The organism is Pseudomonas sp. ES1 (assembly GCF_050586605.1).
Lineage (GTDB): Bacteria > Pseudomonadota > Gammaproteobacteria > Pseudomonadales > Pseudomonadaceae > Aquipseudomonas > Aquipseudomonas sichuanensis.
Map to the genome: position 1 here is coordinate 53856 of NZ_JBOBDM010000010.1, position 17163 is coordinate 71018.

Annotated in this window: 12 protein-coding genes; 5 read left to right on the plus strand and 7 right to left on the minus strand. The window is 65.9% G+C overall.

The genetic code is table 11. From position 1 onward, the window contains the following. Positions 1 to 312: 312 nt before the first annotated feature. The 5 genes from soxR to ACQ4N9_RS06305 all read right to left on the minus strand — a co-directional run bounded on the left by soxR (position 313) and on the right by ACQ4N9_RS06305 (position 6097). A complete protein-coding gene (gene soxR / locus ACQ4N9_RS06285; protein ID WP_347151306.1) occupies positions 313 to 762 on the minus strand; it encodes a redox-sensitive transcriptional activator SoxR in 450 nt (149 codons plus the stop codon). Positions 763 to 835: 73 nt separating this feature from the next. After that, positions 836 to 1462, minus strand: coding sequence for an alpha/beta fold hydrolase (locus ACQ4N9_RS06290; RefSeq protein ID WP_390971084.1), 627 nt, complete (start codon positions 1460 to 1462; stop codon positions 836 to 838). Between the two features lie 149 nt (positions 1463 to 1611). Further along, on the minus strand, positions 1612 to 2991 hold the full coding sequence (locus ACQ4N9_RS06295) for an APC family permease (RefSeq protein WP_390971086.1): 1380 nt from the start codon (positions 2989 to 2991) through the stop codon (positions 1612 to 1614). 141 nt (positions 2992 to 3132) lie between these two features. Then, positions 3133 to 4515, minus strand: a complete 1383-nt coding sequence (locus ACQ4N9_RS06300) for an aspartate aminotransferase family protein (protein WP_125858389.1) — start codon at positions 4513 to 4515, stop codon at positions 3133 to 3135. Positions 4516 to 4723: 208 nt separating this feature from the next. Then, positions 4724 to 6097: an MFS transporter gene (locus ACQ4N9_RS06305; RefSeq protein ID WP_390971088.1), complete on the minus strand. Its 1374-nt coding sequence runs from the start codon at positions 6095 to 6097 to the stop codon at positions 4724 to 4726. A gap of 507 nt (positions 6098 to 6604) precedes the next feature. On the opposite strand from ACQ4N9_RS06305, the gene quiC reads away from it, so the two are divergent. Then, entirely contained in the window at positions 6605 to 8512 is a 1908-nt protein-coding gene (gene quiC / locus ACQ4N9_RS06310) for a 3-dehydroshikimate dehydratase QuiC (protein WP_390971090.1), read from the plus strand. Between the two features lie 240 nt (positions 8513 to 8752). Continuing rightward, positions 8753 to 9415 carry a TetR/AcrR family transcriptional regulator gene (locus ACQ4N9_RS06315; protein WP_110995941.1) on the plus strand — a complete coding sequence of 221 codons (663 nt, stop codon included), beginning with the start codon at positions 8753 to 8755 and terminating at the stop codon, positions 9413 to 9415. A gap of 45 nt (positions 9416 to 9460) precedes the next feature. On the opposite strand, the gene ACQ4N9_RS06320 is transcribed toward ACQ4N9_RS06315, so the two are convergent. Both ACQ4N9_RS06320 and aroQ read right to left on the minus strand, forming a co-directional pair. Next, positions 9461 to 10309: a shikimate dehydrogenase gene (locus ACQ4N9_RS06320; RefSeq protein WP_390971093.1), complete on the minus strand. Its 849-nt coding sequence runs from the start codon at positions 10307 to 10309 to the stop codon at positions 9461 to 9463. Next, complete coding sequence (gene aroQ, locus ACQ4N9_RS06325; protein ID WP_322359088.1) at positions 10306 to 10752, minus strand: type II 3-dehydroquinate dehydratase; 447 nt, start codon at positions 10750 to 10752, stop codon at positions 10306 to 10308. Before aroQ ends, ACQ4N9_RS06320 begins: the two co-directional genes overlap by 4 nt. Positions 10753 to 11320: 568 nt before the next feature. Here aroQ and ACQ4N9_RS06330 point away from each other — a divergent pair. The 3 genes from ACQ4N9_RS06330 to ACQ4N9_RS06340 all read left to right on the plus strand — a co-directional run bounded on the left by ACQ4N9_RS06330 (position 11321) and on the right by ACQ4N9_RS06340 (position 17075). Then, positions 11321 to 12535 (plus strand): TolC family protein, encoded by a 1215-nt coding sequence (locus tag ACQ4N9_RS06330; RefSeq protein ID WP_390971095.1) that lies wholly within the window; start codon positions 11321 to 11323, stop codon positions 12533 to 12535. Between the two features lie 145 nt (positions 12536 to 12680). Further along, positions 12681 to 13907, plus strand: a complete 1227-nt coding sequence (locus ACQ4N9_RS06335) for an efflux RND transporter periplasmic adaptor subunit (protein WP_390971097.1) — start codon at positions 12681 to 12683, stop codon at positions 13905 to 13907. A 15-nt stretch (positions 13908 to 13922) separates the two neighbouring features. Then, positions 13923 to 17075 (plus strand): efflux RND transporter permease subunit, encoded by a 3153-nt coding sequence (locus tag ACQ4N9_RS06340; RefSeq protein WP_390971099.1) that lies wholly within the window; start codon positions 13923 to 13925, stop codon positions 17073 to 17075. Positions 17076 to 17163: the final 88 nt, after the last annotated feature.

Sequence of the window (17163 nt, forward strand, 5' to 3'; positions counted from 1 at the left end):
TCCCACATTTGTTTCGGGCCAGTTATGTCTGTGGAAGTACCGCTGCCCGCCTTGGTGCATGTCTCAAGTCGGGCGAGGCGCCCTTGATGCCCACTTCAATACCGAGTCGAACAAACAAGGCGGACAGTGATGAAATCACAGGAATAACTGGCCCGAAACAGATGTGGGAGCTGGCTTGCCAGCGATGCGCCGCGCGGGCGGCGCTCGATCTCATAGGCGCTGCAAAAACACCGCCGAGCACCTGGTGGCCTCGATGCAATCTTCTGAAGGACACCAAGCGGCCTTGTGCATGGCCGATGCCCGCTTTCGCTATCAAGACTCGCCAGCTGTCCGGCCACCCTTCTCGAGAATCCTCGGCCCCGCACCTTCCTGCCCCAACACATCCCCCGGGTTGCGCAATGGACAATCCTCCAGCGACAGGCAACCGCAACCAATGCAATTGTCGAGGCTGTCACGCAGGGCCTCCAGCGTGCGAATACGCGCGTTCAGATCCTCCCGCCAGGCCGATGACATCTCCCCCCACTGGGCGGCGGTGAGCTTGCTGTTGGGGGCGTAGCGGCCCAGGGCACGCTTGATTTCCTCAAGAGGAATGCCCGTGCGCTGGGCCACCTTGATGATGGCGATGGTGCGCAGCACCAGTGCCGGGAAGCGCCGCTGGTTGCCCGCCGTGCGGGTGCTGGCGATCAGCCCCTTGGCCTCGTAGAAGTGCAGCGTGGACACCGGTACGCCGCTGCGTCGGGTGACTTCACCCACGCTAAGCATCCGTGTGCTGTCGGCGGTTGTTTTCGCTGCCACGGCTATTGGCCTCAAGTTAAGTTGAGCTCTTATAGTCCCGTCAGATCGTTCCCGCAATCGTTACAAGGTGCCTGTCGATGAGTTGCGCGACAGCCGTGGCATGCGTATGGCCAAGGTCATGGCCAGCCTCGGGGAACACTTGCAGCCTGGCATCCGGTATCAGTTGCGCCAACCGCTGGCCAACCGCGACCGGGCTGATCGGGTCCATGCCACCCCACAACAGCAGTACCGGCAGCTGCAGTTCCTGCAAGCGGGCAGACAGGTCAGTACGGTCATCGAGGAACCAGCGTGGCAGGTTCGGGTTATCTGATTCGAACGCCGTGCGCCAGTCCTCGGCCCCCAGAGCGGGGAGGTTCAAGCCGCCCGAAGTGACGGCGAGGACCAGGTGAGTGATCAGGTCGGGGCGCTCAAGTGCGATCTGCACCGCGACAACCCCGCCCATGGATTGCGCCACCAAGGCTGTGGGCCTGTCGAACTCTGCGATCGCCAGCGCGGCGAGGTGCTCAAGGCAGGTGACATTCGGGTTGGCTGGCGTATTGCCAAAACCGGGCCAGCCCATGTGCTGCACGGCAATGGATGTTTCAAGGGCTTCGGCGACGGGGCACCAGAACTGGGTGTTGCCGGAGGCACCGGGGAGGAAAAGAATCTTTTCGGGGGAAGCAGTCACGGCTCGGTCCTTGAGTCAGGGGGTGAAGCAACCTACGGCCATTCGCAGCTATTGGCAAACGATGTCCGTTCAGGATCGAAAGTTGATAACCGCCATACAACGAAAAGGAGCACAAATGTGCTCCTCTGGGTTTTCACCCACTCAAGCCCTCACTCCGCCATCTGCAACGCCGGCAACTTGACCCGAAACGCCTTGGTAATCCCCAGCAGACACAGGAACCCCAACGCCATCCAGCTCAAGCCGATCATGAACGACATGCTCGACAGGCTGGTCCACAACCAGATGGTGGTCAGAAAGCCCAGCGCCGGAATCGCGCCATACAGCAGCCAGTTGCGCCCCCCGCGCAGTTTCTGGTCCACCAGGTAATGCTTGACCACCGCCAGGTTCACCGCCGAGAAGGCGAACAGCGCGCCGAAGCTGATCATGTTGGCGACGGTGTCGAGGGTGATGAACAGGGCAATCAGCGATAGCAGGCTGACCAGCATGATCGCGGTGGCGGGCACGCGCTTCTTGGTCACCAGGCGGCCGAACACCTTCGGCAGCGCGCCGTCGCGGCCCATGGCGAACAGCACCCGCGACACGCTGGCCTGGGACACCATCGCCGAGGCGAAGCAGCCCGCTACGTAGGTGGCGGTGAAGGCGGTGACCATCAGCTCGCCGCCGACGCGGCGCATCACGTCCAGCGAGGCGGAGTCCGGGTCTTTGAAGATGGCCCACTCGGGGAACACCATCTGCGCGCACCACGACACGATCAAGAACAGCAGGCCGCCGAACAGGGTCACCGCCATGATCGCCAGGGGGATGCGGAACTTGGGGTTGGCGGTTTCCTCGGCCATGGTCGACACCGCATCGAAGCCCAGGAACGACAGGCACAGCACCGCCGCGCCGGTCATGATCAGCGGCATGTCGAAGCCTTCGTGGTGGAACGGCTTGAGCAGCGAAACCGGCTCGGCCTGGGCGCCCATGTTATGGATCGACAAGCCGACGAAGACCACGATGAACACCAGTTGGGCCACCACCAGCACGCAGTTGACCCGGGTGATGGATTCGATGCCGATCAGGTTGAGGAAGGTCACCAGGGCGATGGAGCCGAGCACCCACACCCAGGCGTGCACGGCGGGGAAGTACTCGGCCATGTAGATGCCGATCAGCAGGTAGCTGAGCAACGGCAGGAAGATGTAGTCGAGCAGCAAGGTCCAGCCGGCCATGAAGCCGAAGTAGCTGCCGAAGGCCTTGCGGGTGTAGGTGTACACGGAGCCGGAGAACGGGTGGGCCTGGACCATGCGGCCGTAGCTGTAGGCGGTCAGCAGCATGGCGGCGAGGGTCAGCAGGTAGGCGGTGGGCAGGTGGCCCTTGGTCATCTGGGTGACCAGGCCGTAGGTGGTGAACACCGCCAGCGGCACCATGTACGCCAGGCCGAACAGCACCAGCGCGGTAAGGCCCATGGTTTGCCGGAAGCGGCCGCTTGCGCTGGCCTGCGACGGGGACGGATGGGCGTGAGCATCGGCTGTATTTGTTGTTGTATGCATTGCGAACTCCTGGAAATTGACGACAGGACGCCGCGGTACACGCGGGGCGCGCACCGTCTGGAGAGCTTCACTTGAGGCGGGGGCGGCCGGGGCCGTGCACGCAAGCCGCCCACCCTGGCAGGGGTGGGCGGCGGCTTCAGGTCAGAGCTTGCCGACCAGGCGTGCGGTGCGGTCGACGGCGATGCGGGTCTTTTCCACCAGCTCGTCGAGTTCGCTGCGGGTGGCGATCAGGGCCGGGGCCATGATCATGCGGCCGAGGGTGGAGCGGATGATCACGCCCTCTTCGAAACCGAAGGTGCGGCACTGCCAGGCCAGGTCGTTTTCGTTGGCGAAGCGCTTGCGGCTGGCCTTGTCTTCGGCGAACTGCAGGGCGCCCAGCAGGCCGGTGCCCTGGATGTCGCCGATCAGCGGGTGATCGCTGAAGGTTTCGCGCAGCAACTGCTGCAGGTAGGGGCCGGTGTCGTCCTTCACCGTGGCGACGATGTTTTCGTCGCGCAGGGCCTTGAGGTTGGCCACCGCCACCGCAGCGGCCACCGGGTGGCCGGAGTAGGTCAGGCCGTGGGCGAACACGCCGCCGCGCTCCACCAGGGCCTCGGCGATGCGCTTGCTCAGCACCAGGCCGCCCATGGGCACGTAGCCGCTGGTCAGGCCCTTGGCGATGGACAGGGTGTCGGGCTGGAAGCCGAAGTATTCGTGGGCGAACCATTCGCCGGTGCGGCCGAAGCCGCCGATGACTTCGTCGGCGCACAGCAGCACGTCGTACTGGCGGCAGATGCGCTGGATTTCCGGCCAGTAGCTCTCGGGCGGGAAGATCATGCCGCCCGCGCCCTGGAACGGCTCGGCGATGAAGCCGGCGACGTTCTCGGCGCCCAGTTCGAGAATCTTCTCTTCCAGTTGCAGGGCGCAGCGCTTGCCGAACTCGGCCGGGGTCAGCTCGCCGCCGGCGGCGTACCAGTAGGGCTCGTCGATGTGGGCGATGTCGGGGATCAGCCCGCCCATCTCGTGCATGAACTTCATGCCGCCCAGGGCGGTGGCCGCCAGGGTCGAGCCGTGGTAGCCGTTCCAGCGGCCGATCATGATCTTTTTCTGCGGCTGGCCGACGACCTGCCAGTAACGGCGCACGGTGCGGATCAGCACCTCGTTGGCTTCGGAGCCGGAGTTGGTGTAGATGGCGTGGCTGTAGTGGCCCGGCAGCAGGCTGAACAGCAACTCGGACAGCTCGATCACCGCCGGGTGGGTGGTGTGGAAGAACATGTTGTAGTAGGCCAGCTGGTCCATCTGCGCGGCGGCGGCGGCGGTCAGGTCGCGGCGGCCATAGCCGAGCTGGGTGCACCACAGGCCAGACATGCCATCGAGGTAGCGGTTGCCGTCGTTGTCCCACAGGTTCAGGCGCTCGCCGCGCACCATCACCCGCGGCCCTTCGGCGTTCAGGGCCTTCTGATCCAGGAACGCATGGATGTGGTGGGCGGCGTCGGCTTGTTGGTAGTCCTGGGTCTGGCGTTGCGGTGCGAAGGGAGCATTCATGGCTTTTTCTCTTTCTTGGAAGTCGCGCAAGGGGGATGCAATCGGGGGGCAGGTCCTCTGCTTGAACGGACGCCGGTCCTGGGCCCTGGGGTTGGAGAAATGCTCCCACACCCGCGCAATCGCCGAAATCACCCGTTTTGGTGAGTGGCGCGTGTTCCAAAAGGCATGTGCCAGATAGCAAAAGGGCCGCTGAGCGGCCCTTGGTTTGTTAGTGAGTGAATGCCTTCAAGCTGCCCTTGCGGCTGGCCTCATAGGCTTCGCGCTCCATGGGCTGGGCCTGCGGATTGCCCAGGTCTTCCATGGCCAGGCGGTGCGTCTCCGGCGCGAGGTACGCGGCAAAGGCGCACACGCAGGTGATGAAGAACGCCAGGCCACCGACCACCATTGGGATGTTGTCCGAACCCGGTGGCGCCACCAGGGCGAACAGGGCCGGCAGCATGGCGGTGAGCATGGTGCCGATGTTCTGCGCGATGGCCATGGCCGAAACCCGGTAGCGGGTCTGGAACAGCTCTGGGTAGAAGCTTGGGAACACCGCGTTGTAGCCCTGGTAGACCATGCCCCACATGACGATCGAGGCGACGAACGCCAGCGGCACGTTCTGGATGCTGATCGCGTACAGGTAGACGAAGGCCAGCAGGCCCGAGCCCAGGCAGCCGGCGATCATGGTCGGGCGGCGGCCGATCTTGTCGGAAAGGTTGCCGACGAAGGGGATCACCAGCACCGCGACGATGTTGCCCACCACCGGGATCCACAGGTACACGCTCTTGTCGAAGCCGATGCCGTAGGCCGGCTGCACCGCGTAGGCCGCGCCGAAGATGGTGGCGACCACCGGGATCACGTTCATCAGGGCCATGAACATCACCAGCACCATGTGCTTCCAGCTGTGGCGGAAGGCTTCGCTGATCGGCGACTTGGCCACCTTGTCCTGTTTTTCTTCCTGGACGAAGGCCGGGGTCTCATGCACCTCTTTGCGGATGATGAAACCGGCGATCAGCACCACGGCGCTCATCAGGAACGGAATGCGCCAGCCCCACTCGTTGAACGCTTCGCTGGGCATGAAGTAGGCCAGCGGCAGGAACACCGCCGCCGCCATCACCTGGCCGGCCTGCACACCCTGCAGGGTGAAGCTTGCGTAGTAGCCGCGGCGGCCGAAGGGGGCGTGCTCCATGATCATCGAGCTGGCCCCGGAGATCTCGCCGGCCACGGCGAAGCCCTGCACCAGGCGCAGCACCACCAGCAGCGCCGGGGCGAGCAGGCCGATGTCGTGGTAGGTGGGAAGCAGGCCCACGGCCATGGTCGACAGGCCCATCAGGAACATGCACAGCAGCAGCACGTTCTTGCGCCCACGGGTATCGCCCCAGTGGCCGAGCACGAAGGCACCCACCGGGCGCGCCAGGTAACCCACGCCATAGGTGGCCAGCGAGGCGATGATGGCCATCTTCGGGTCGGTGTTGGGGAAGAAGATCTGCGGGAAGATCAGCGCCGCGGCCTGGGCATAGATGAAGAAGTCGTAGTACTCGAGGGCAGAGCCGATCCATCCGCTGGCGGTGGCTTTCTTGGCTTGGGAACTTGAGTGGGCCATGTTGTCTCCGTTGTTCTTGTCAGGGGCCGGTGGTCAGCGCGCGCGGGGCACGGCAACGGGGCTATGGGGAGAAGACGAACGAGGCGATGCGGATCGCAGGGCGAGGAAGCTGTGCATAGGTCGGTACCCGTTTTATTGAACTTATTATGTGGTGACGTTGGGCTGTACAGCGCAGGTTCCGCCGAACGACCGGCGTGGCAGCAAGAAAGGCCGGCGGGCCTGCGACTGGTGATCATGGTTGTTCACGGGGCGGGGTGAATCAATTCGTCGAAACGGGTTTTGTTCGGTAATCGAACAAAAACTAACTGTTTCGTACAAAGTGCATTGCCGGGGCGACTTTACCTGCGAATAATCGATCGTGCCAACGGTTGTTGCAGCGCCGGCCTCATCGCTGGCAAGCCAGCTCCCACAGGGGCTGCGCTGGCCTGAAGTTGTGCGAGCCGGCTTGCCGGCGACGAGGCCGGCACAAGCAACCGCATCACCCGCCAATAACAAGGAACACCCGCCATGCAGCGTTCGATCGCCACCGTGTCCCTCAGCGGCACCCTGCCAGAGAAACTCGAAGCCATCGCCGCCGCGGGCTTCGACGGCGTCGAGATCTTCGAAAACGACCTGCTGTATTACGCCGGCAGCCCCCGCGAGATCCGCCAGATGTGCGCCGATCTGGGGCTGGCCATCACCCTGTTCCAGCCGTTTCGCGATTTCGAGGGCTGCCGGCGCGATCGCCTGCACAAGAACCTCGACCGCGCCGAGCGCAAGTTCGACCTGATGCAGGAGCTGGGCACCGACCTGGTGTTGGTGTGCAGCAACGTGCAGCCCGATGCCCTGGGCGATGAGCAACTGCTGGTGGACGACCTGCGCCTGCTCGCCGAGCACGCAGGCCGTCGTGGCCTGCGCATCGGTTACGAGGCATTGGCCTGGGGCCGCCACGTCAACACCTACCAGCAGGTGTGGAACCTGGTGCGCCAGGCCGACCACGCGGCGCTGGGGGTGATCCTCGACAGCTTCCATACCTTGTCGCTCAAGGGCGACCCGAGCGCCATCCGCGATATCCCGGGCGACAAGATCTTCTTCGTGCAGATGGCCGATGCGCCGATCCTGGCCATGGACGTGCTGGAGTGGAGCCGGCATTTCCGCTGCTTCCCGGGGCAGGGCGAGATGGACCTGGCCGGTTTCCTCGCGCCGATCCTGGCCACGGGTTACCGCGGGCCGTTGTCGCTGGAGGTGTTCAACGACGGCTTCCGCGCCGCGCCCCCTCGGCAGAATGCCGCCGATGGCCTGCGCTCGCTGTTGTACCTGGAAGAGAAGACTCGCCTGCAGCTGGAGCGCGAGGCCCGGGCCGTGGAGCCGGGCGTGCTGTTTGCGCCGCCTGCCGCCAGTGCCTACGACGGCGTGGAGTTTCTTGAGTTCGCAGTCGACGAGGCCGTCGGCGCGCGCCTGGGCGTGTGGCTCAAGCGCCTGGGCTTCGCCGAGGCCGGCGCGCACCGCAGCAAGGCCGTGCGCCTGCTGCGCCAGGGCGATATCAATATCGTGCTCAACGCCGAACCCTATTCGTTTGCCCACAACTTCTTCGAGGCCCACGGCCCGTCGCTGTGCGCCACCGCGTTGCGGGTGAAGGACGGCCCGGCGGCGCTGCAGCGCGCCACCGCCTACCGCGGCCAGCCGTTCCGTGGCCTGGTCGGCCCCAACGAGCGGGAGATCCCAGCCGTGCGGGCGCCTGATGGCAGCCTGCTGTACCTGGTCGAGCCCGAAGGCGCGGGCCTGAGCATCTACGACACCGACTTTTGCCTGGAGCAGGGCGCCACCGCCAGTGGTGGCCTGCAGCGCATCGACCATATGGCCCTGGCGCTGCCCGCCGAGGCGCTGGACAGTTGGGTGCTGTTCTACAAGAGCGTGTTCGATTTCACCGCCGACGACGAGCTGGTGCTGCCCGACCCCTACGGCCTGGTCAAGAGCCGCGCCCTGCGCAGCCACTGCGGCACCTTGCGGGTGCCGCTGAACATCTCCGAGAACCGCAATACCGCCATTGCCCATGCGCTGAACAGTTATCGCGGCTCGGGCGTGCACCATATCGCCTTCGACTGCGACGACATCTTCCGCGAGGTGGCACGGGCCAAGGAGGCTGGGGTGCCGTTGCTGGAGATCCCGCTGAACTACTACGACGACCTGGCGGCGCGCTTCGATTTCGACGATGAGTTCTTGAGTGAGCTGGCCTACTACAACGTGCTGTACGACCGCGATGCCCAGGGCGGCGAGCTGTTCCACGTGTACACCGAGCCGTTCGAAGGGCGGTTCTTCTTCGAAGTCCTGCAGCGCAAGGGTGGCTATGCCGGATACGGCGCGGCCAACGTGGCGGTGCGCCTGGCCGCGATGGCCAAGGCGCGTAGCGGGGCAGGGCGTAAGCCGGTGCTGTGAAATTCATCGGTGGTCTGAACGGGCCTCATCGCTGGCAAGCCAGCTCCCACAGGTAAGTCGTTGGTCTTGAAGGTCGCGCAAATCTGTGGGAGCCGGCTTGCCGGCGATGAGGCCAGTACAGGTGCATCACAAGCCTGTTCGTTGATGGCAAACCTGACCACCCGACCAACAGCGCGCTTCCCTGCGCCGCCCGGCTCACGGATAATCCTGCGGATTCCTACAATGAGCCTGTGAGTCGGTATGAGTGATTCGGTAGTCCAGCCAGAAGCCGAAGGGGTGCGCAAAACGCGCAAGAACAACCCGGAGAAGACCCGCGAGAACATTCTCCAGGCCGCCATCACCGAGTTCGTCCAGCAGGGCCTGGCCGGCGCGCGGGTGGACGCCATCGCCGAGCGCACCGCCACCTCCAAGCGCATGATCTACTACTACTTCGGCAGCAAGGAGCAGCTGTACGTCGAGTGCCTGGTCAAGCTCTACGGCGATATCCGCAAGACCGAGCACAGCCTTGACCTCGAATCGCTGGCCCCCGAGCAGGCGATCCAGCGCCTGGTGGAGTTCACCTTCGACCACCATGCCAACAACGTCGATTTCGTGCGCATCGTCTGCACCGAGAACATTCACTACGGCGAGTACGTCAAGCAGTCGCCGGTGATCCGCGAGATGAGCAGCATGGTGCTCGATGCACTGGGCAAGATCCTCGCCCGTGGCGAGCGCGAAGGCGTGTTCCGCCCGGGGATCGAGGTGATCGACCTGCACATGCTGATGAGTTCGTTCTGCTTCTACCGGGTGTCCAACCGCCACACCTTTGGCGATATCTTCCAGATCGACCTGTCGGACGAGCAGGTCAAGCAGCGCCACAAGCAGGTGATCTGCGAGGCGGTGATGCGTTACATCAAGGCTTGAACCACGGCCTCTGTAGGAGCGGCACAAGGCCGCTCCTACAGGACCTCAATCAAAACTGGCGAAATGCGCCTGCATGCGCTCGGCATCGGCCGTGCGCCCGCTGAACAGCTCGAACGCCTTCACCGCCTGGAACACCGCCATGGTGCCGCCATCCAGCGTGCGGCAGCCCAAGGCCCGGGCATGGCGCAGCAGTTCGGTCTCCAACGGGAAATAGATGATCTCCGCCACCCACAGCCGGGCATGCAGCAGCGTGGCCGGCAGGGGCATGCCCGGCAGCTTGGTCATGCCCACCGGTGTGGTGTTGACCAGGCCATCGGCCTCGGCCACTGCGCCGGCCAAGTCGCTGCCGAGCACTGCGCGGCCGACACCGAAGTGCTGGGTAAGGTTGTCCACCAGCGCCTGGCCACGGGCAGCGTCCACCTCGAACAGCACCAGCCGCTCGACCCCTTCGGCCAGCAGCGCATGGGCCACCGCCGAGCCCGCACCGCCGGCGCCCAGTTGCACCACCTGACGCCTGGCCACGTCCGGCAGGCCACGCCGCAGGCCTTCGGCGAAGCCCAGGCAGTCGGTGTTGTGGCCGACCCGTTTGCCGCCGCGCAGCACTACGGTGTTCACTGCGCCGATCCCCCGCGCTTCGTCCGACAATTCGTCGAGCAAGGGCAGGATCGCCTGCTTGAACGGGAAGGTGATGTTCAGCCCGGTGAAGCCGGTGCGCTCGGCCGCATCGAGCAGTTGCGCCAGGGCGCTGTCGTCCACGCCCAGTTGGTCGGCGTCGATCAGCCGGTACAGGTAGCGCAGCGCCTGGGCATCGCCTTCATGCTCGTGCAGCGCCGGGGTGCGCGAGGCCTGGATGCCACGGCCGATCAGGCCGGCGAGGATGCCTGGAGTGCTCATGCCTGCTCCTTGAAGTGCTCGGCGAAGTACGCCAGGGCCATCTTGTAGCCTCGGCTGCCGAGGCCACAGATCACGCCGACGGCGATGCTGGAGACGAACGACAGGTGACGGAAGGGTTCGCGCTTGTGCACGTTGGACAGATGCACTTCGATCACCGGCAGCTCGCTGGCGATCAGCGCGTCGCGGATGGCGACCGAGGTGTGGGTCCAGGCGGCGGGGTTGATCAGGATGCCGTGGCAGCGGCCACGGGCGGCGTGGATCCAGTCGAGCAGTTCGCCTTCGTGGTTGGTCTGGCGAAATTCCAGCTCAAGGCCCAGTTCAGCGGCACTGGTGGCGCACAGGTTGGCCAGGTCGGCGAGGGTTTCGTGGCCGTACTGGGCCGGTTCGCGGGTGCCCAGCAGGTTGAGGTTGGGGCCGTTGAGCACGAGGATTCGGGGGGTCATGGCGGGGTATCGCTTTGTTGTTTTTGGATGTTGTGAGTTTTGTACTACCCGGTTAGTTTCGTCAAATAGTCGGGCTGGATAATGGGCGATTATCGGACTGGGGTAGGGCCGGGATGGGTTCGCCGGTGTTTTTGCGGCGCCTATGAGATCGAGCGCCGCCCGCGCGGCGCTTCGCGGGTAAACCCGCTCCCACAGTTTGTTTCGGGCCAATTATTCCTGTGAAAGTACCGGCGCCTGCCTTGGTGCATGCCTTGAGTCATGTGGGGCGGCGGAAACGCCCACACTGAAACCGAGTCGTACCAACAAGGCGGACCAGGTGATGGCACAGAAAATACTGGCCCGAAATAAACTGTGGGAGCGGGTTTACCCGCGAAGCGCCGCGCGGGCGGCGCTCGATCTTGAGAGCGCTGCAAGGCTGTCGCCCTACACCCGGTGGCCCGCACACGATCCAGGCCAGGCGCCCACCGAGATTACAAAATTGTAATCCTCACGCCACCGCCCCGATAACCACCGCTCCCTACAGTCCCTCGCCAACGCATTCCGCCGCGCGTCGACGAGGACCCAAGCCGTGCCCATCCCCCGCAAGATCGCCTTGCTCTGCCTGTTGCTGGCCGGCCCCGCCAGCGCCCAGGGCCTGAGCCTGGACCAGGCGCTCGCCGCCGCCTTCGCCGAAAACCCCGAACTCGCCGCCGCCAGCCGCGAAATCGGCATTGCCGAGGGCGAGCGCCGCCAGGCCGGGCTGATCCCCAACCCCGAGCTGTCCTGGGAGGTCGAGGACACCCGCCGCGCTACCAGCACCACCACCGTCACCCTCAGCCAACCGCTGGAACTGGGCGGCAAGCGCGGTGCGCGCATCGACGTGGCCGAGGCCGGCCAGTCGGTCGCCCAACTGGAACTGGAGCGCCAGCGCAACGGCCTGCGCGCCGATGTGATCCAGGCCTTCCATGCCGCCCTGCGCGCACAGACCGCGCTGGAGCTGGCGCAGCAGTCCCAGGCCCTGACCGAGCGCGGGCTGCGGGTGGTACAAGGGCGGGTCAAGGCCGGCCAGTCGTCACCGGTCGAGGCGACCCGCGCCCAGGTGCAGCTGGCCCAGGCCGAGGCGGCGGTGCGCCGTGCCCGTACCCAGCGCAGCGTGGCCTGGCAGGCCCTGGCGCGGTTGACCGGCAGCGCCCAGGCCGGCTTCGACAGCCTCGACGGCAGCAACCTGTCACCCGGCCCGGCACCTCAGGCCGAGCAGTTGTTGGGCAAGGTCGAGCAAACCGCCGACTGGCGTCTGGCCTCGGCGCAGATCGAGCGTGGCGAGGCCAGCCTGGGCTCGGAGAAGGCCAAGCGCATCCCCGACCTGACCGTCAGCGTCGGCAGCCAGTACAGCCGCGAGGACCGTGAGCGAGTCAATGTAGTGGGGCTGTCGATGCCGCTGCCGCTGTTCGACCGCAACCAGGGCAACGTGCTGGCCGCTTCGCGCCGCGCCGATCAGGCCCGCGACCTGCGCAATGCCGTGGAGTTGCGCCTGCGCAGCGATACCCGCAGTGCCCTCGACCAGTGGGCCACGGCCATGGGCGAGGTGCAGGCCTATGACCGCACCATCCTGCCGGCGGCGCAGCAGGCGGTGGACACCGCGACCCGCGGCTTCGAAATGGGCAAGTTCGCGTTTCTCGATGTGCTCGATGCCCAACGCACCTTGATCGAGGCGCGCGGGTTGTACCTCGAGGCGCTGGCCTCGGCCACCGATGCCCGGGCGCAGGTGGAACGCTTGTATGGCGAGCTTTCGACAGAACGGTGAAAGGGGGCTGCTGTGCAGCCCATTCGCCGGCAAGCCGGCTCCCACAAGAAACCACATCGCACCTTGTGGGAGCCGGCTTGCCGGCGAATGGGCCGCATAGCGGCCCCGGCGAATTGACTGACGACCCTTTGCAGCAGGAATGACAATGACCAACCCCCGCAAACTCGCGATCCTCGCCGCTGCCCTGGCCGCCCTCGGCCTCGGCGGCCTGGCCTGGACCGGCACCCTCGGCCAGGCCTCCAGTGCCCAGGCCCAGCACGATGACCATGGCGAAGAAGACCACGGCCATGTCGAAGAAAAGGACGATGGCCACGGCCATGCTGCGTCCGAAGGTGAAGACCACGCCGAAGAGGAGGGCCAACTGCACCTCACCGACGAACAGATCCAGGCCGCTGGCGTGCAGCTGGTCACCGCTGGCCCGCAAACCCTGGGCACCGCCATCAGCTTCCCCGGCGAGATCCGTTTCGACGAGGACCGCACCGCCCACGTCGTGCCCCGGGTGCCCGGCGTGGTCGAGTCGGTGCATGCCGACCTCGGCCAGGCGGTCAAGCGCGGCCAGGTGCTGGCGGTGATCGCCAGCCAGCAGATCTCCGAACTGCGCAGCGAGCAGCAGGCGGCCCAGCGCCGTCTGGAGCTGGCGCGCCTGACCTTCGAGCGCGAAAAGCAGTTGTGGCAGGAGCGCATCAGCGCCGAGCAGGACTACCTGCAGGCCCGCCAGGCGCTGCAGGAGGCCGAGATCGCCGCCGCCAACGCCGGGCAGAAGGTCGCCGCCGTGGCGCCGGCCGGCAAGGGCAACCGCTATGAGCTGCGCGCGCCGTTCGATGCGGTGGTGGTGGAGAAACACCTGACCGTGGGCGAGGTGGTGGACGAGACCAGCAACGCCTTCACCCTGTCTGACCTGAGCCGGGTCTGGGCCACCTTCGCCGTGGCCCCGCGCGACCTGGACAAGGTGGTCAGTGGCCGTGGCGTGACCGTCAGCGCACCGGACCTCGGCGCGCAGGTGCAAGGCAAGGTCAACTACGTCGGCAGCCTGCTGGGTGAGCAGAACCGCGCCGCCACCGTCCGCGCCACCCTGGCCAACCCCAATGGCGCCTGGCGCCCGGGGCTGTTCGTCAACATCGCCGTCACCGTCGAGCGTTTCGACGCGGCCGTGGTGGTGCCCGAAGCGGCCCTGCAAACCTGGGAAGAGCAGACCGTGGTGTTCGCCCGCACCGCTGAGGGCTTCGAGGCACGCCCGGTAAAACCAGGCCGCCGCGATGGCGGCCAGGTGGAGATCCACGAGGGGCTCGCCGCCGGTACCCAGGTGGCTGCCGCCGGCAGCTTCGTCCTCAAGTCCGAGCTGGGCAAAGGCTCGGCCGAACACAGCCACTGACCGGGAACGCCTGACATGTTCGAACGCCTGATCCAGTTCGCCATCGAGCAACGCCTGGTGGTGATGCTCGCCGTGGTGCTGATGGCCGCCGTGGGCATCCACAGCTACCAGAAACTGCCCATCGACGCGGTGCCCGACATCACCAACGTCCAGGTGCAGATCAACACCGCCGCGCCCGGTTATTCACCGCTGGAAACCGAGCAGCGCATCACCTTCGCCATCGAAACCGCCATGGCCGGCCTGCCGGGCCTCAAGCAGACCCGCTCGCTGTCGCGCTCGGGGTTGTCGCAGGTGACGGTGATCTTCGATGACAGCACCGATATCTTCTTCGCCCGCCAGCTGGTCAACGAGCGCCTGCAGGTGGCTCGCGAGCAACTGCCCGAAGGCATCGAGGCGGCCATGGGGCCGATCTCCACCGGCCTGGGCGAGATCTTTTTGTGGACCGTGGAGGCCAAGGACGGCGCGCTGAAGGACGACGGCACGCCTTATACCGCCACCGACCTGCGGGTGATTCAGGACTGGATCATCAAGCCGCAGCTGCGCAACGTGCCGGGCGTGGCCGAGGTGAACAGCATCGGCGGCCATGCCAAGCAGTACCTGATCGCGCCGGAGCCCAAGCGCCTGGCGGCCTACAAGCTGACCCTCAACGACCTGATCGGCGCCCTGGAGCGCAACAACGCCAACGTCGGCGCCGGCTACATCGAGCGCAACGGCGAACAGCTGCTGATCCGTGCGCCGGGCCAGGTGGCTTCGGCCGAGGACATCGCCAACATCGTCATTTCCAGTGTCGACGGCACGCCGATCCGCGTCAGCCATGTGGCCGAGGTGGGCCTGGGCCAGGAGCTGCGCTCGGGCGCGGCCACCGAAAACGGCCGTGAGGTGGTCTTGGGCACGGTGTTCATGCTGATCGGCGAGAACAGCCGCACAGTGTCCCAGGCCGTGGCCGCCAAGCTGGAAGAGGTCAACCGCAGCCTGCCCAAGGGCGTGGTGGCGGTCACCGTGTACGACCGCACCAACCTGGTCGAAAAAGCCATCGCCACGGTGAAGAAGAACCTGATCGAAGGCGCGATCCTGGTGATCGCCGTGCTGTTCCTGTTCCTGGGCAACATCCGCGCCGCGCTGATCACCGCCATGGTGATCCCGCTGTCGATGCTGTTCACCTTTACCGGCATGTTCAGCAACAAGGTCAGCGCCAACCTGATGAGCCTCGGCGCCCTGGACTTCGGCATCATCGTCGACGGCGCGGTGGTGATCGTCGAGAACGCCATTCGCCGCCTGGCCCACGCTCAGCAGCGCCATGGCCGCATCCTGACCCGTGCCGAGCGCTTCCATGAAGTGTTCGCCGCCGCCCGCGAGGCGCGCCGGCCGCTGATCTACGGGCAGCTGATCATCATGGTGGTGTACCTGCCGATCTTTGCCCTGACCGGGGTCGAGGGCAAGATGTTCCACCCCATGGCCTTCACCGTGGTGCTGGCGCTGCTGGGGGCGATGATCCTCTCGGTGACCTTCGTGCCGGCGGCCATCGCACTGTTCGTCACAGGCAAGGTGAAGGAAGAAGAGGGCGTGGTGATGCGCGCCGCGCGCCGCCGTTACGCCCCGGTGCTGGACTGGGTGCTGGGCCGGCGCAACCTGGCCTTTGCCGGCGCCGCCACCCTGGTGCTGCTGTCGGGGGTGCTGGCCAACCGCATGGGCAGCGAGTTCATCCCCAGCCTCAGCGAGGGCGACTTCGCCCTGCAGGCCTTGCGTGTGCCGGGCACCAGCCTGTCGCAGTCGGTGGACATGCAGCAGCGTCTGGAAAAGACCATCATCGAGCGGGTACCGGAAGTGGAGCGGGTGTTCGCCCGTACCGGCACGGCGGAAATCGCCTCCGACCCGATGCCGCCGAACATCTCCGATGCCTACGTGATGCTCAAGCCGCGCGAGCAATGGCAAGACCCGGGCAAACCGCGGGATGAGCTGATCGCCGAAGTGCAACGCGCTGCAGCCAGCGTGCCGGGCAGCAACTACGAGCTGTCGCAGCCGATCCAGTTGCGTTTCAACGAGCTGATCTCCGGGGTGCGCAGCGATGTCGCGGTGAAGGTGTTCGGTGACGACATGGAGGTGCTCAACCGCACCGCCGCGCAGATCGCCGCCGGCCTGCAGCAGGTGCCGGGGGCCTCGGAAGTGAAGGTCGAGCAGACCACCGGCCTGCCGGTGCTGACCATCGATATCGACCGCGACAAGGCCGCACGTTACGGCCTGAACGTGGGCGACGTGCAGGATGCCATCGCCATCGCCGTGGGCGGGCGCAGTGCTGGCACCCTGTACGAGGGCGACCGCCGCTTCGACATGGTGGTACGACTGCCCGAAACCCTGCGCACCGATGTGGACGGGCTGTCCAGCCTGTTGATCCCGGTGCCCGCCATTGCCGCCAGCGGCGCCACGCAGATCGGCTTCATCCCGTTGTCCCAGGTGGCCACGTTGAACCTGCAACTGGGCCCCAACCAGATCAGCCGCGAGGACGGCAAGCGGGTGGTGGTGGTCAGCGCCAACGTGCGCGGGCGTGACCTCGGCTCGTTCGTCGAAGAGGCGTCGCAGGCGCTGATCGACAAGGTGCAGATCCCGCCGGGCTACTGGACCCGCTGGGGCGGCCAGTTCGAGCAGCTGCAGTCGGCCGCCGAGCGCTTGCGGGTGGTGGTACCGGTGTCGTTGCTGCTGGTGATGGCGCTGCTGCTGATGATGTTCAACAACCTCAAGGACGGCCTGCTGGTGTTCACCGGTATCCCGTTTGCCCTGACTGGCGGTGTGCTGGCGCTGTGGCTGCGGGATATCCCGCTGTCGATCTCGGCGGGGGTGGGGTTCATCGCGCTGTCGGGGGTGGCAGTGCTCAACGGCCTGGTGATGATTGCCTTTATCCGCAACCTGCGCGAAGAGGGCCGCGGGCTGCGTGCGGCGGTCGAGGAGGGCGCGCTGACCCGCTTGCGCCCGGTGCTGATGACCGCATTGGTGGCGTCGCTGGGCTTCATCCCCATGGCCCTGGCCACCGGCACCGGCGCCGAGGTGCAGCGGCCGCTGGCGACCGTGGTGATTGGCGGCATCCTGTCGTCCACCGCGTTGACCTTGCTGGTGCTGCCGGCGTTGTATCAGTGGGCGCATCGGCGCGATGAAGAGGTCGAGGCTCGATCCTGACGAGGGCTCGCCATTGCGCCGGGCAGCGCGCATGATAACGCCTCGTCGCCGGCTTGCTGGCCCATAGGCACAGCGCTGTTTCTGAGGG